The organism is Novosphingobium sp. BL-S-19, from assembly GCF_055521675.1.
On sequence record NZ_CM145498.1, the window covers coordinates 3,355,196 to 3,367,885 of the forward strand.

The 12,690-nt window shown below is 64.2% G+C and carries 13 protein-coding genes and 1 tRNA gene; 6 read left to right on the plus strand and 8 right to left on the minus strand.

Annotated features, from left to right (window positions below; all coding sequences use genetic code 11):
• Positions 1–27 precede the first annotated feature (27 nt).
• Together ACZ1JV_RS24055 and ACZ1JV_RS24060 are read right to left on the minus strand one after the other, a co-directional pair.
• Positions 28–1,281 carry a DUF6538 domain-containing protein gene (locus ACZ1JV_RS24055; RefSeq protein ID WP_465152640.1) on the minus strand — a complete coding sequence of 418 codons (1,254 nt, stop codon included), beginning with the start codon at positions 1,279–1,281 and terminating at the stop codon, positions 28–30.
• Positions 1,282–1,460: 179 nt separating this feature from the next.
• Positions 1,461–1,547, minus strand: a tRNA-Leu gene (locus tag ACZ1JV_RS24060).
• Between the two features lie 267 nt (positions 1,548–1,814).
• On the opposite strand from ACZ1JV_RS24060, the gene ACZ1JV_RS24065 reads away from it, so the two are divergent.
• Positions 1,815–2,768, plus strand: coding sequence for a complex I NDUFA9 subunit family protein (locus ACZ1JV_RS24065; protein ID WP_465150847.1), 954 nt, complete (start codon positions 1,815–1,817; stop codon positions 2,766–2,768).
• A 62-nt stretch (positions 2,769–2,830) separates the two neighbouring features.
• Here ACZ1JV_RS24065 and ACZ1JV_RS24070 read toward each other — a convergent pair whose 3' ends face one another.
• Positions 2,831–3,502 carry a glutathione S-transferase family protein gene (locus ACZ1JV_RS24070; RefSeq protein ID WP_395333964.1) on the minus strand — a complete coding sequence of 224 codons (672 nt, stop codon included), beginning with the start codon at positions 3,500–3,502 and terminating at the stop codon, positions 2,831–2,833.
• Positions 3,503–3,772: 270 nt separating this feature from the next.
• On the opposite strand from ACZ1JV_RS24070, the gene ACZ1JV_RS24075 reads away from it, so the two are divergent.
• Entirely contained in the window at positions 3,773–4,156 is a 384-nt protein-coding gene (locus tag ACZ1JV_RS24075; RefSeq protein WP_465150848.1) for a VOC family protein, read from the plus strand.
• A gap of 58 nt (positions 4,157–4,214) precedes the next feature.
• Positions 4,215–4,601 carry a VOC family protein gene (locus tag ACZ1JV_RS24080; protein ID WP_465137287.1) on the plus strand — a complete coding sequence of 129 codons (387 nt, stop codon included), beginning with the start codon at positions 4,215–4,217 and terminating at the stop codon, positions 4,599–4,601.
• Positions 4,602–4,936: 335 nt separating this feature from the next.
• Here ACZ1JV_RS24080 and ACZ1JV_RS24085 read toward each other — a convergent pair whose 3' ends face one another.
• From ACZ1JV_RS24085 to metX, 5 genes are all read right to left on the minus strand, one after another.
• Positions 4,937–5,566, minus strand: coding sequence for a hypothetical protein (locus ACZ1JV_RS24085; protein ID WP_465150849.1), 630 nt, complete (start codon positions 5,564–5,566; stop codon positions 4,937–4,939).
• A gap of 124 nt (positions 5,567–5,690) precedes the next feature.
• The gene (locus ACZ1JV_RS24090) at positions 5,691–6,677 is read right to left on the minus strand and encodes a sterol desaturase family protein (RefSeq protein WP_465150850.1); all 987 of its coding nucleotides are present in this window, start codon (positions 6,675–6,677) and stop codon (positions 5,691–5,693) included.
• A 294-nt stretch (positions 6,678–6,971) separates the two neighbouring features.
• Positions 6,972–7,559: a methionine biosynthesis protein MetW gene (metW, locus tag ACZ1JV_RS24095; RefSeq protein ID WP_465138483.1), complete on the minus strand. Its 588-nt coding sequence runs from the start codon at positions 7,557–7,559 to the stop codon at positions 6,972–6,974.
• Positions 7,559–7,999, minus strand: coding sequence for a GNAT family N-acetyltransferase (locus tag ACZ1JV_RS24100; protein ID WP_465150851.1), 441 nt, complete (start codon positions 7,997–7,999; stop codon positions 7,559–7,561). Before ACZ1JV_RS24100 ends, metW begins: the two co-directional genes overlap by 1 nt.
• Position 8,000: 1 nt before the next feature.
• Complete coding sequence (metX, locus tag ACZ1JV_RS24105) at positions 8,001–9,116, minus strand: homoserine O-acetyltransferase MetX (protein ID WP_465137283.1); 1,116 nt, start codon at positions 9,114–9,116, stop codon at positions 8,001–8,003.
• A gap of 469 nt (positions 9,117–9,585) precedes the next feature.
• Here metX and ACZ1JV_RS24110 point away from each other — a divergent pair, with 469 nt between their 5' ends.
• From ACZ1JV_RS24110 to ACZ1JV_RS24120, 3 genes are all read left to right on the plus strand, one after another.
• Positions 9,586–10,704, plus strand: coding sequence for a pyridoxal phosphate-dependent aminotransferase (locus ACZ1JV_RS24110; protein WP_465150852.1), 1,119 nt, complete (start codon positions 9,586–9,588; stop codon positions 10,702–10,704).
• Positions 10,701–11,618, plus strand: a complete 918-nt coding sequence (locus tag ACZ1JV_RS24115) for a prephenate/arogenate dehydrogenase family protein (RefSeq protein WP_465150853.1) — start codon at positions 10,701–10,703, stop codon at positions 11,616–11,618. The genes ACZ1JV_RS24110 and ACZ1JV_RS24115 overlap by 4 nt, the downstream gene beginning before the upstream one ends.
• 218 nt (positions 11,619–11,836) lie before the next feature.
• On the plus strand, positions 11,837–12,616 hold the full coding sequence (locus ACZ1JV_RS24120) for a transglutaminase-like domain-containing protein (RefSeq protein WP_465150854.1): 780 nt from the start codon (positions 11,837–11,839) through the stop codon (positions 12,614–12,616).
• The last annotated feature ends 74 nt before the right edge of the window (positions 12,617–12,690 follow it).

Consider the following 12,690-nt stretch of genomic DNA (forward strand, 5'->3'; position numbering starts at 1 on the left):
AACGCCCTTCACTCCGGCCGCATTGCTCTAGCGACCCAACGCCAATGCAAGGTCGTGATCGACCTTTGCAGCCCGCAAAGCATCCCGGAAGTTATGCCGAAACGAGTGAAAGCAGGTCCGCTCCTCGTATGCACCACATGCTCGGGAGAATTGCGTGAACCATTTGGAGAACGCCACCGACCTTTTCCCTTTCGGACCGGGATCAATCTCACCGAACAATTTCAACGCGCGCGCCCGGCGCTGCTGCTCCGCGTAGGCGATAAGCCCGAATCCGATCAACCGCGAATGGATTGGCACGAACCGCTCGCTCGCAGCGGTCTTCAAAGCCTTGTCGTCACTGCCGACCAGCGAATTGTCGCATACTACAAAGCACCAAATGCCATCAATCAAGCGAATGTCCGCAACGTCCAACTGACAAATCTCATTGAGCCGCATCCCTGAATGAAGCGCAATGAGTGGCACCCAGAACCGCGCATTTCGAGGCCGCTCAACGCCCGGCTTCGCGTAGCCGCGCTCGCCGTCAAGGCAGCCGGTATAAAGCGGTGCGTCAAAAATCTTCCGAAGCTGATCCGCGCTGAACGGATTGCGTTTGTCCTTTTTCGCTACGTCATCATGGAGCCGCAAGCCACGCATAGGGTTCCGAGTCAGAAGCTCTTCATTGACCGCCCAGTTCAGGAAGCTCGACAGATTGGCGAGGTTCACGTTAGCGTTCGCGGCGCTGATCACATCCACATCGCCGCGCTGTCGTGCTCGCTGTGAGGCCTCGCGGGCCGTAAGCTTCGGGAATCGTTTGTTCGCGTTCCGAGGCAGATGGCGCAACACATCGAGAAAATCCCGGCAGTGAGTTCGGCCAAGCGCCCCCATCGGAACGTCCGGGCCGATCACTGAAATTGCCAGCTTGCGGCATGTATCATAGCTTTGTCGGGTGCTCGCGGACCAACGATGAGTGGGGTCATCGACATATTGCTGGTAGGCTTCCGCCAGCGTCAGGCCATTGGATGGAGCAGTGGCAGTGCGTTCCGCCGAAACCGGCACCTTCTCTAAGCTGGGCTGAGCTACGGTATCAAATCGTAGCATCGTATCGTCCACTGTCGCGCCGACACCTGCACGAACACGTTCAAACTCAGCCTCAATCCCAGCCATGACGGCAGGCATTCTCCGCAGTGCCGTCTGGAGGCTGTCCGTCCTTAGCGAACGCCACAGTTCCACCCGGTTGAGAGGTGCTTGAAGATCGCATGGCACGTGACGGCGAACATAGAATCGCCCGCCACGAAGGCGCATACCTTTGGGCAGCAAACCGGGACTGAAACCGTAACAGCCGCGCGGACCATTTCCCGCAGATTTTCTGGACTTTAGCTGCTGACTATCGGCACCAAACCGTAGCAGATTGTCGTAGCAGAATGAGTTTGGGGGACCATCTTGCGATGATCCCCCAACATTCTCAATCGCTTGAGAAGCGATGGTGCCCAGAAGAGGACTCGAACCTCCACGCCCTTGCGAGCGCCAGCACCTGAAGCTGGTGCGTCTACCAATTCCGCCATCTGGGCACGGAAGCGAGGGGGCCGTTGTTGCCGTCCTCGCCGGGTAGGAGGGCGCCTCTAAGGGGCTCCTTGATTCGTGTCAACGCCCCTCAGCCAAGTTTTTTCAATTCTTTCGAAAATGGGCGAAAATTCGTCTTCGCGCGGATCCGCCCCTCCCCTCGGTTGCCCGCGGACCTGCCTTGTGCCAATCCTATCGCCCATGCGCGAAGGCGGCGTTGGCGGCGTTTTCCCCCTTCGCCGCGCCGACACCATGCTGAAGGAGCCGATCAGACCATGAGCCCAGGCAACCCCGATTCCCTTTCCGGCAAGATCGTCACCCTGCTGGGTGGTAGTGGATTTCTCGGCAGGCATGTCGTGCAGGAACTGTTCGAGCGTGGCGCACGCGTACGCGTGGCCAGCCGCAGTCCGGACAAGGCGTGGTCGATCAAGCCGTTGAGCAACCTTGGCCAGATCCAATTCGCCCGCGCGGACGTGACCAAGCTCGATTCACTCGCCCGCGTGCTGGAAGGATCCGACGCGGTGGTGAACCTTGTCGGCGCGTTCGACGGCAATCTGGATGCCGTACAGGGTTCCGGCGCCGGCCGCATCGCCGCCGCCGCCAAGGCCGCTGGAGCGCGGGCCATGATCCATGTCTCGGCCATCGGCGCCGATGCCGGGTCGGACGTCGCCTATGCCCGCACCAAGGCGGAAGGCGAGCAGGCCGTGCTGGCCGAGTTTCCCACCGCCACGATCGTGCGCCCCTCCATCATGTTCGGGCCGGATGATAACTTCGTGATGATGTTCGGCGACCTGGTCGCCCGTGCGCCGCTGCTGCCGGTCTTCGCGCCTGAGGCGAAGCTGCAGCCGGTCTTCGTGGACGACGTGGCCGAAGCGATCGCCATCGCGCTGAGCGTACCCGAAGTGCATGGCGGCAAGACGTTCGAACTGGCGGGCCCCGAAATCTACACGATGCTCGATTTCAACAAGCGCATCATGGCCGCGCAAGGTCGCCATCGCGCGCTGGTTCCCTTCTCCGACGCGGTAGGCGGCCTGATCGCCGCCCTGCCCGGCACGCCGATTTCCACCGACCAGTTCAAGCTGCTGAAAGCGGGCAATCTTGCCAGCGGAACCCTTCCCGGCCTTGCCGAGATCGGCGTGACGCCGCGCCCGCTGGAACTCTTCATCGATCGCTGGATGACCCAGTTCCGCAATCACGGCCGCTTCGGCACCAAGCCCGCCAGTGCCTGAAACGGAAAGGGCCACCCTGAGGGTGGCCCTTTCCGTTGTAGCGCTTCGGGGGTTCCCGAGCGTCAGGCGTCCACTTCGGCGTAGTGGCTGGGCGGCTGGATCACTTCCATGCGCTCGCTGAGCAGCGGGCGGAACGAGGGGCGCGACTTCATCACCAGATACCAGCCGCGCGCCTGTTCGTGGCTCGACCAGTCGAGGCCGCCCAGATAGTCCGCCACCGAAATCTGCGCGGCGGCGGCCAGATCGGCCAGCGTCATCGTCGATCCGGCCAGCCAGGGCCGGTTGTCGATCAGGTAATCGATGTAGTCGAGATAATCGTGCGCCAGCTTCATCGATTCGCGCAGGATCTTCGCATCGGGCGACTGGCGCAGGACAAGGCGCTTCTTCATCCGTTCGTGCAGCAGCGGGCCGGACACGTCGTTGAAGAAATTCTCATCGAACATCGCGATCAGGCGGCGGATTTCGGCGCGCTGCTGCACGGTGCCGCTGATCTGCGGGTTCCGCTCCACCGTTTCCTCGAAATATTCGCAGATCGCCCGGCTGTCGGAGAGGACGATGTTGCGTTCCGCCTCCTTCACCACGGGGGTGCGGCCCGCCGGGTTCATCGCGAAGAGCCTATCCTCACCCTCCCACGGGCGCGCGGTCTGGAGTTCGTAGGCGATGCCCTTTTCGGCCATCAGCAGGCGAACCTTGCGACTGAACGGGCAGAGCGGGAACTGGAAGATGTGCCACATGGCGATTTTGAATGCCAAACCCGCCCGCAAGCGTCCACCCGAAGTGCTTGCGGGCCAGCGCTCGCGCGGCGAAACGCGTGGATAACTGCGCATCTTGCCGATCACGCGCCCCGGCGATGCGCCGTGCGGCCTGCCGGGGTGTAGCCTACCGGGGCGGGGCGAGCACCACCGCGATATTCCCCGCCTTGCGCGAGCTGTCGATTGACCCGAAGGCGCGCTGCGGCGAAACCATCGCCACCCGAAAACCGGACCACCGCAAGGGACTCTGAAATGTTCAGCCACATCTGCGTCGGCAGCAACGACCTCCACTCCGCCAAGACCTTCTATGACGCCGTGTTCGGCACGATGGGTGCGACGCCGCTGATGGCGGATCCCGCCGCCGGCCGCCTTGCCTATGCCCACAACGGCGCGAACTTCATGGTGGTGAGCCCGCTGGACGGCAATACCGCAACTTTCGCCAATGGCGGCACTGTGGGCTTTACGATGGACAGCGCCGATGCGGTGGACGCCTGGCATGCCGCCGGCTGCGCGGCGGGCGGCGCGAGCTGCGAGGATGCGCCGGGGCCGCGCGAATTCCCGTTCGGGACGCTCTATCTCGCCTACTTGCGCGACCCCGATAACAACAAGCTCTGCGCGATGTACCGCGCGGGCTGATCTGCCTTCAGCACCGGCCCGTGCAGCGACGCGGGCCGGCCTTTCCGGGAGAGAGACGATGATCCTGAAGAGCCTGCGCCTTGGCACCAATGACCTTGAAAAAGCACGCGAATTTTACGACGCGACATTCGCGACGATGGGCATCGCGCCCTGCCAGTCGACGCCCGAATGGCCGATCGTGATGTGGGATGTCGATGGCCTGAAATTCCTGCTGGGCCCTGCCCGCGACGGGCAGCCGGCCACCCATGCCAATGGCGGCACGATCATCTTCGAGGCGCCGGACGAGGATACCGTGCGCGCATGGCATGCCGCCGGCATCGCCCATGGCGGTGCGTGCGAGGGCCAGCCCGAGGCGAAGCCGCAGGCACGCGGCGCTTTCGGGGCCTATATGCGCGATCCGGACGGCAACAAGCTGGGCATGTATGCCGGGCTCAAGATGGGCTGAGCGGACGGTTCGGGTCACCTCAGGCGAGCGTGACCCGAACGGCACCTAGAGGCACCTAGGCACACCAAAGCGCGCTTACACGTCCTCGCGCTTGTAGAGCGTGCCGCCCTTCATGATCGCGGAGAAATTGCGCTCCCGGATCGCCGATCAGGTCGATGTTGGATAACGGCCGAATCCGATGCCCGTACTCCCCCCTTCCCGTCATCGCCGCGAGGGTGGTGCTTCTCTTGCTCAGGGGCGAGAGAGGTTGCTGAAGGTGCGGGGGCCGCGCCTGCGCGGGGGCGACAATGTGAGGAAGGGCCTTCCGGTAGGAACCGATCCCGCCCGCCCGCGTCTTACGCCTCCGCCAGCTTCTTGCGGAACAGCTTTCGCACCAGCCTGTCCTCAAGGATGCGCCCGATCACATAGAGCGTCGCGAAGATTCCGGCGAAGACATAGGCGGCCGTGGGCGAACTCTTGTCCTTCTCCTCATCCTTGCCGTCTTTATCCTTCTTGTTCTTCCTGGCGTCGGGCTTTTCGGGTTCGGGCGCACCGAGGGCCTTGTCGATCGGGTTCATCGGCGCCTGCGCCTTCTCCTTTTCGGCTTTTTCGGCCGCCGCCTTTTCCGCTGCCGTCGGCGGCTTTTCCAGCGTGCCCAGTACCACCGTCAGTTGCCCAAAGGCGAGGAACAGCAGCGGCGCCAGAAAGCAGAACAGCAGCGCCCGGCTGGTCAGGTGATAGTGCAGCACGGATCCGCCCGCGCCCTGTTCGATCTGCAGCACGCCGCCATCGAACACGGCCATCTTGTCCTGCGCCGCCTGATCCTTCTTGCGGAACGTCAGCCTGTCGTCGGTGCGTTCGTGATTGGTGCCGTATTCATCGAACAGCGAATCGAGCCGCTTGAACGCATCATCGCTCGATTGCCCGGGGGCGAGCGTCAGGCTGCCCCTGATGTGCCAGATCCAGTCGATGAAGCGCGCGGTCATGGTATCCCCTTTTTGGGAGCGTTTCTTGGCGACAGCACTCAGGCCGGACCGATCATGGATAACCGGGCCTGAGCAACTGGAATAGTTTGTGGAAGGGCGGGCCGGTCCCGCTGCCCCGCAGATGTTACTCGGCAGGAACCGCGACCGGATCTTCCCGGCGCAAGCGTTCCCTCATCGTCTTCCATGCTTCGGTGAAGGGGAAGGTCATCTGTTCGCGGATCGACATGCGGCGGCCGCCTTCCATGCCCAGCAGTTCCGCCTCGCCATCGATGCAGGTGCCGAACATGCGATCGATGAAGATGAAGGTGTTGGAATAGTTGCTGCGGCTGGCTTCATAGTCGCGCGAATGGTGGACGCTGTGGTGTTCGGTGGTGTTGAACAGGAACCGCCACCAGCGCGGCGAATTGAAGCGCACGTTGATGTGCTGGTAGGCGCCGACGGCCATGCCGAAACTGCCGGCCAGCAGCGCGGCGCGCGGCAGGAAATCGAAGAAGCCGCCGAAACCGAGGCCAATCAGGAACAGTTCGGTCGGGTTGCCCACCGCGCCCTTGTTGATATTCAACTGGGTGATGTAGTGGTGCACGGAGTGGCTGAGCCAGAGCGGATACCAGTTATGCATCCCGCGATGCATCCAGTACTGCCCGAAATCGAAGATGAACAGGATCAGGAACGCCTGCACCAGCAGGGGAAGACCGGTAAACCAGCCGAACTTTTCCCAGTTGAACGCATGCTGGATCGCCTCCGTCATCACGCCGTCGCCGATGTAGTTTTCCACCAGGCTCAGCGCGGTATAGCCAAGGCCGACATAGAACAGGTCGACAGTGACTTCCTTCCAGGTGATCTGCCAGCTTTCATGGCGCGGGAAGAACCACTCCATCGCCATCAGCAGCACCTTGAAGCCGATGCCGATGGCGATGGCGGTCGATGCCTTGGCGATGGAATTGGGGGCGTAGTACCAGAACGCCAGCAGCGCGAAGAGGACGGTGGGCTGGAACCAGGTGAAGATGAATTGCTTCACCGGACCGCCTTCCACCCGGGGGACGTTTTCCCACCCCACGGTGACTGGCGATTGGGTGCCTATCAGCCTCTTACCAACCAGAACTCCGTCCATACCCCTGACCCCGTAATACTAGGCTGCCCGCATCAGTAATACTAATTTAAGGCATCGTAATACGAACGCAATGGTTCGTCCAGATCATATTGCAGGTGCGAAGAATCGCAGTTTCAGCGCCATTCTCGCATATTTATTGCGCGCACGCCAATCCGCGGGCCGCGCCGGGGCTGGCCTCTGCGCAATCGCAGCGAATCGTTGTTGGGTTGGAAAATGCCCCGGCGGGGCATCGGTGGGGGAGTGGGCTGGTGCTGCCAAAATCCGCTTTCAGCGGATTTTCAAACAAACACCCTCTCAGCGCGAGAGCAGGAACACCGCATGTTCGGCGCGGAAGTTCGCCGCCGCGTCGCTGCACTTCTTGTCACCGGACAGGAACCACGCGCCTTCCACCTTGATCCCGCGCTCCTTCACCAGTTCGCGGAAGTCCTCTACGGTCAGGTGGTGGATGTTCGGCGTGGCGTACCACGGCACCGGCAGCAGCCGCGTAACCGGCATCCGCCCGCCCCACAACAGCGACACGCGAACGCGCCAATGCGCGAAGTTCGGGAAGCTGACGAAGGCGCGGCGCCCGATGCGCAGCAGTTCTTCCAGCACCACGTCGGGCCGCATCGTCGTCTGCAAAGTCTGCGAGAGTATCGCGTAGTCCACCGACTGATCGGGATAGAACGCCAGATCCTTGTCGGCATCGCCCTGGATCACCGAGAGCCCCTTGCCCACGCAGACGCCGACGTCGTGGGAATCGAGTTCCATGCCCCGCGCGTCGCAGCGCTTGTCGTCACGCAGTGCCTGCATCAGCGTGCCGTCGCCGCAGCCCACGTCCAGCACGCGCGATCCCGGTGCGACATTGGCGGCAATCACCGCAAGATCGGGGCGCAGCATGATCAGGAATCCGTTTGCAGAATGGCGGCGAAAGGCCCGGAAAGCCGCTCCATCAACCGGTCGGGCCGCACCAGCGGGTTGAAGCCCAGCTTGGCGTAGACGCCGTGGGCATCCTTGGTGGCGAGCATGAAGCGGCGAATGTCGGCATAGTCCGGGTTGTCGAGGAACCAGCCGACCATGCGGCGGCCAAGGCCCTGCCCGCGCGCCGGCTCGTCCACCCAGACGTCGGCCAACCATGCAAAGCTGGCGCGGTCAGAAATCACGCGCGCGAAGCCGACCTGAGTGCCATCCGGCAAGTACGCGCCAAGGCAATGCGATCCGGCGATCTGGCGCTCCACTTGCGCGCGCTCGACGCCGGGGGTCCAGTAGCTGGAGGTCAGCCAGCCATGGATGCGGGCAACGTCCAGCCGCGATGCATCGTCGCTCAGTTCGATTTCGGGCATCCTAGCGGCCTTCACCCAGGAAGCCTTCGACCACGCGGTCCAGCGCGGGCACGTCGAGCAGGAACGAGTCGTGCCCGAACGGGGCGGAGAGTTCGACGAAGCTCACCGGCAGGCCGGCGGCATTGAGCGCGTGGACCACATTGCGCGAATCCGCCGTGGGGTAGAGCCAGTCGGTATCGAAGCTGACGAGGCAGAAGCGCGCCTTCGACTTGGCGAAAGCATTGGCGAGCAACCCGCCATGTTCCTCGGCCAGATCGAAATAGTCCATCGCGCGGGTGATGTAGAGGTACGAGTTCGCGTCGAAGCGGTCGGTAAAGGCCAGCCCCTGATAGCGCAGGTAGGATTCGATCTGGAAATCGGCGTCGAAGCCGAAGGTCTTTTCCTCACGGTCCTGCAGCCGGCGGCCGAACTTCTCGGTCAGCCCCGCTTCGGACAGATAGGTGATGTGCGCGGCCATGCGCGCGACGGAGAGACCCTTTTCGGGGCCTTTGCCGTGATCGTAATAAGCACCCTCGCGCCATTCCGGATCGGCCATGATCGCCTGACGGCCGACCTCGTGGAACGCGATGTTCTGGGCGGAGTGGCGCGCGGTGGAGGCGATCACCAGCGCGGCGCGGGTGCGGTCCGCGAAGTTGGCGGCAAGGCTGAGCGCCTGCATCCCGCCCATCGATCCGCCGACCACGGCATAGAGGCTGCCAATCCCCAGCGCGTCCAGCAGGGCGACGTGGCCGCGCACCATGTCGCGCACGGTGATCACCGGGAAGCGCATGCCCCAGGGCTTGCCGTCTTCGGCCAGGCTGGCCGGGCCGGTGGAGCCCATGCACGAGCCGATGACATTGGCGCAGATCACGAAGAAGCGATCGGTATCGATCGGCTTGCCGGGGCCGACCATGCGCACCCACCAGCCGGGCTTGCCGGTCTTGGGGTGATTGGAGACGACGTGGTGATCGCCCGTCAGCGCGTGGCAGATCAGGATCGCGTTGTCTTTCGCCGCATTCAGCGTGCCGTGCGTCTCGTAAGCGATGCGCACGCCGGGAAGGCTCTGCCCGCCATCGAGCGGGAGCGGCTGGGTCAGTTCGAGAACCTGACTGGAGTCGGTGATCTGCGTGGTAGCCATGATGAACTGAGCCAAGTGGGGGACGGTGTTCCCGCTGTCAATTGTTCTGGCCGGTTTGAAAAGTGCGCGGGTGCGCATTTTCGTTTCGCATGGCACGCCAATACCTCTCACCCCGCTCAGGCTGAGCTTGTCGAAGCCCCCGGAGACGTGCCGCTGGGTCCACATCCTTCGACAAGCTCAGGATGAGCGGATTGGGGCCGAAGGAGCACTTTCAACAAGTCCTGCCAACCCAAACCTCGTCATCCCCGCGAAGGCGGGGATCCCGCTTCCTTTTTGCCACGCCGCAAACAAGAACCAGAATACGCGGGGCCCCCGCCTTCGCGGGGCGACAGGGTAATATGTCGGAAGCTTGGCTCAGGAACGGCGCAGCATTGTGACGAGCGGCAACCCAGCGCCCGATCGATCCGTTCCCTAACGCCAAATCGCCCCCTGTCCTTCGCCGCCCCGCTGGGTTAAAGGCCGGGCCATCATGACCGACAGCCAGATCATCAGCACCCGCCAAGCCCCGCAGCCCAAGCCGTGGATCGACGCGATCCATGCCTATGTGCCCGGCAAGTCGAAGGGCAAGGACGGCAAGCCGCTGATCAAGCTGTCCGCCAACGAAAACCCGCTGGGCACTAGCCAGCACGCGCTCGATGCGCGGGCGCAGGCGCCGGCGCTCTATCCCGATCCGGACAGCACCGCGCTGCGCGCCGCGATCGCCGCCAAGCACGGGCTCGACGCCGCGCGCGTGGTGATGGGCACCGGCTCCGACGAGCTGCTGAACCTGGCCGCGCAGGGCTATGCCGGCCTTGGCGACGAAGTGATCTACGTGCGCTATGGCTTCTCGGTCTACGACATTGCCGCGCGGCGCTGCGGCGCGACGCCGATTGTCGCGCCCGATGCCGATTTCGGCACCGATGTCGACGCGCTGCTGGCGCTGGTGACCGAGCGTACGCGCGTGGTCTTCGTCGCCAATCCGAACAACCCCACCGGATCGTTCCTGCCCGGCGGCGAGATCGCCCGCCTGCACGCCGGCCTGCCCGCCGATGTGCTGCTGGTGCTCGATCAGGCCTACGGCGAATATGTCGCGCCGGAGGATGACGACGGTTCGCTGGCGCTGGCCGCCGCGCATGACAATGTGCTGGTGACGCGCACCTTCTCGAAGATTTTCGGCCTTGCGGGTGAGCGCATCGGCTGGGCCACCGGCGCGCCGGGGCTGGTCGCCACGCTCAACCGCATTCGCGGGCCGTTCAACGTCTCCGCCACCGGGCAGGCCATGGCGCTGGCGGCGCTGGCCGACGATGCTTTCGTGGAGGCCAGCCGCGTTCACAACCGCGATGAACGCGCCCGCTTCGTGGGCAAGTTGGCGGCGCTGGGCAACCATGGGCTGCGTCCGCTGCCGACGCAGGCGAACTTCGTGCTGGTGCTGTTCGAAGGCGCGCTGACGGCGGAGGCCGCGTTCGAGGGTCTGGCCGACCGCGGCTACATCGTCCGCTGGCTACCGGGCCAAGGCCTGCCGCAGGCACTGCGCATCACCATCGGCAAGCCCGAAGACATGGACGCGATCGCCGAAGGCCTGCGCGAGATGGCGGAAGCCGCACGATGAGCCTTTCTAATATCGCCATCATCGGCCTTGGCCTGCAGGGCGGCTCCATCGGCCTTGCCGTGAAGGAATACCTGCCCGAAGCCCGCACAACCGGCTACGACATCAGCCCCGCCCACCGCGCCCGCGCCGCCGAGCGCGGTCTGGTGAACGAGGTCTGCGAGACGCCGGGCGATGCCGTGCGCGACGCCGATCTCGTCATCTTCTGCGTGCCGCCGGGCGCGATGGGCATGGCGGCCGAGCAAGTGCGCGATGCCCTTCCCGCGCATTGCCTGGTCAGCGACGTCGGCTCCAGCAAGCAGGCCATCGCGCGGGACCTTGGCGCGGCGCTGCCCGACCACATGGTGATCCCCGCGCACCCGGTGGCCGGCACCGAGAATTCCGGCCCCGACGCCGGCTTTGCGCACCTGTTCCGCAACCGCTGGTGCATCGTCACCCCGCCCGCCACCACGGACATGGTGAAGCTGAGCGAACTCGTCTGCTTCTGGGAGGCTCTCGGCGCCAATGTCGAGATCATGACGCCCGAGCATCATGACCTTGTTCTCGCCGTCACCAGCCACCTGCCGCACCTGATCGCCTATACCATCGTCGGCACCGCGTCCGACCTTGAGGATGTTACGCAGAGCGAGGTGATCAAGTATTCGGCCGGCGGCTTCCGCGATTTCACGCGCATCGCCGCTTCGGACCCGACGATGTGGCGCGATGTGTTCCTGTCCAACAAGGACGCGGTGCTGACGATGCTGCAGCGCTTCACCGAGGATCTGACCGCGCTACAACGCGCGATCCGCGTGGGCGACGGCGATGCGCTGTTCGACCAGTTCAAGCGCACGCGCACGATCCGCCGCTCGATCATCGACGAAGGCCAGGACGATTCCCGACCCGACTTCGGCCGCAACGATCACGAGAACGGGAAATAGGCTCTTTTGGGAAAATGCCCTGAGGGGCATTTTCCGTGCGGCACCGGCCCACGCCCCCACCCGACCTCCCACAACAGTGTATCCTGGATGGGAGGTCGGGTGGGGACGTGGGCCGGTGCCGCCAAAATCCGCCTTCAGCGGATTTTCAAACAAGCGCGGGAGCCTCACACCGGCTGGCGCTTTGAGCGGATAAGACCTCCGCTCGGAGCCCCACGCCGATGAAGCTCGCGATTACCACCCGGCTTGAATACAGCCTGCCCAGCCCCACCGACGTGCTCCTGCAACTGGAGGCGGCGATGATCCCGGAGCAGGTGGTCCATCACGCGCACATCGCGCTGCCCCCGCTCGAACATTTCGCGCGGCTGCCGGGGCATGACGATATCGGCGACCGGCTCTGGCTCCACCTCTCCGGCACGTTGACGGTGGAATATACCGCCACGGTAGAGCCATGTCGGCTGCTCGCCCCGCTGGACGACCTTGCCGCGCTGCCGCCGCATCTGCTGCCCGCCGAGACGGTCGATTACCTGCTGCCCTCGCGGTTCTGCCCGTCCGACCGGTTTCAGGACTTCGTGCTGGAGCGCTTCGGCACGCTGGGCGGCGGCTCAAAAGTGACCGCGATCCGCGACTGGGTTTCCGGCCACATGACTTATGTGCCCGGCGCCAGCGACGCCCAGACCACGGCGGCCGACAGCTTCCGGTCCGGCGAAGGCGTCTGCCGCGATTATGCCCACCTCGTCATCAGCCTGTGCCGGGCGGCCGCGATTCCCGCCCGCTTTGCCAGCGTCTATGCGCTCGGCGTCGAACCGCAGGACTTTCACGCGGTGGCCGAAGTGTTTCTGGACGGGGCGTGGCATCTGGTCGACGCCACCGGCATGAGCAGGCCCGAAAGCACCGCCAAGATCGGCGTCGGGGCCGATGCGGCGGCGGTGGCGTTCCTGACCAGCTATGCGCCGGTGGAGATGATCAGCCAGTCGGTCGAGGTGCAGGAGGCGGCCTGAGCCCTATCATCCGCCAGCTTCGTCATCCCCGCGAAGGCGGGGATCCCGCTTTCTGGACGGTGCGCATGGCTGTT

Coding starts and splice junctions, on each gene's coding strand:
- ACZ1JV_RS24055 (WP_465152640.1), bottom strand. CDS start 1,281: ATGCGCCTTCGTGGCGGGCGATTCTATGTTCGCCGTCACGTGCCATGC.
- ACZ1JV_RS24065 (WP_465150847.1), top strand. CDS start 1,815: ATGAGCCCAGGCAACCCCGATTCCCTTTCCGGCAAGATCGTCACCCTG.
- ACZ1JV_RS24070 (WP_395333964.1), bottom strand. CDS start 3,502: ATGTGGCACATCTTCCAGTTCCCGCTCTGCCCGTTCAGTCGCAAGGTT.
- ACZ1JV_RS24075 (WP_465150848.1), top strand. CDS start 3,773: ATGTTCAGCCACATCTGCGTCGGCAGCAACGACCTCCACTCCGCCAAG.
- ACZ1JV_RS24080 (WP_465137287.1), top strand. CDS start 4,215: ATGATCCTGAAGAGCCTGCGCCTTGGCACCAATGACCTTGAAAAAGCA.
- ACZ1JV_RS24085 (WP_465150849.1), bottom strand. CDS start 5,566: ATGACCGCGCGCTTCATCGACTGGATCTGGCACATCAGGGGCAGCCTG.
- ACZ1JV_RS24090 (WP_465150850.1), bottom strand. CDS start 6,677: ATGGACGGAGTTCTGGTTGGTAAGAGGCTGATAGGCACCCAATCGCCA.
- ACZ1JV_RS24100 (WP_465150851.1), bottom strand. CDS start 7,999: ATGCCCGAAATCGAACTGAGCGACGATGCATCGCGGCTGGACGTTGCC.
- metX (WP_465137283.1), bottom strand. CDS start 9,116: ATGGCTACCACGCAGATCACCGACTCCAGTCAGGTTCTCGAACTGACC.
- ACZ1JV_RS24110 (WP_465150852.1), top strand. CDS start 9,586: ATGACCGACAGCCAGATCATCAGCACCCGCCAAGCCCCGCAGCCCAAG.
- ACZ1JV_RS24115 (WP_465150853.1), top strand. CDS start 10,701: ATGAGCCTTTCTAATATCGCCATCATCGGCCTTGGCCTGCAGGGCGGC.
- ACZ1JV_RS24120 (WP_465150854.1), top strand. CDS start 11,837: ATGAAGCTCGCGATTACCACCCGGCTTGAATACAGCCTGCCCAGCCCC.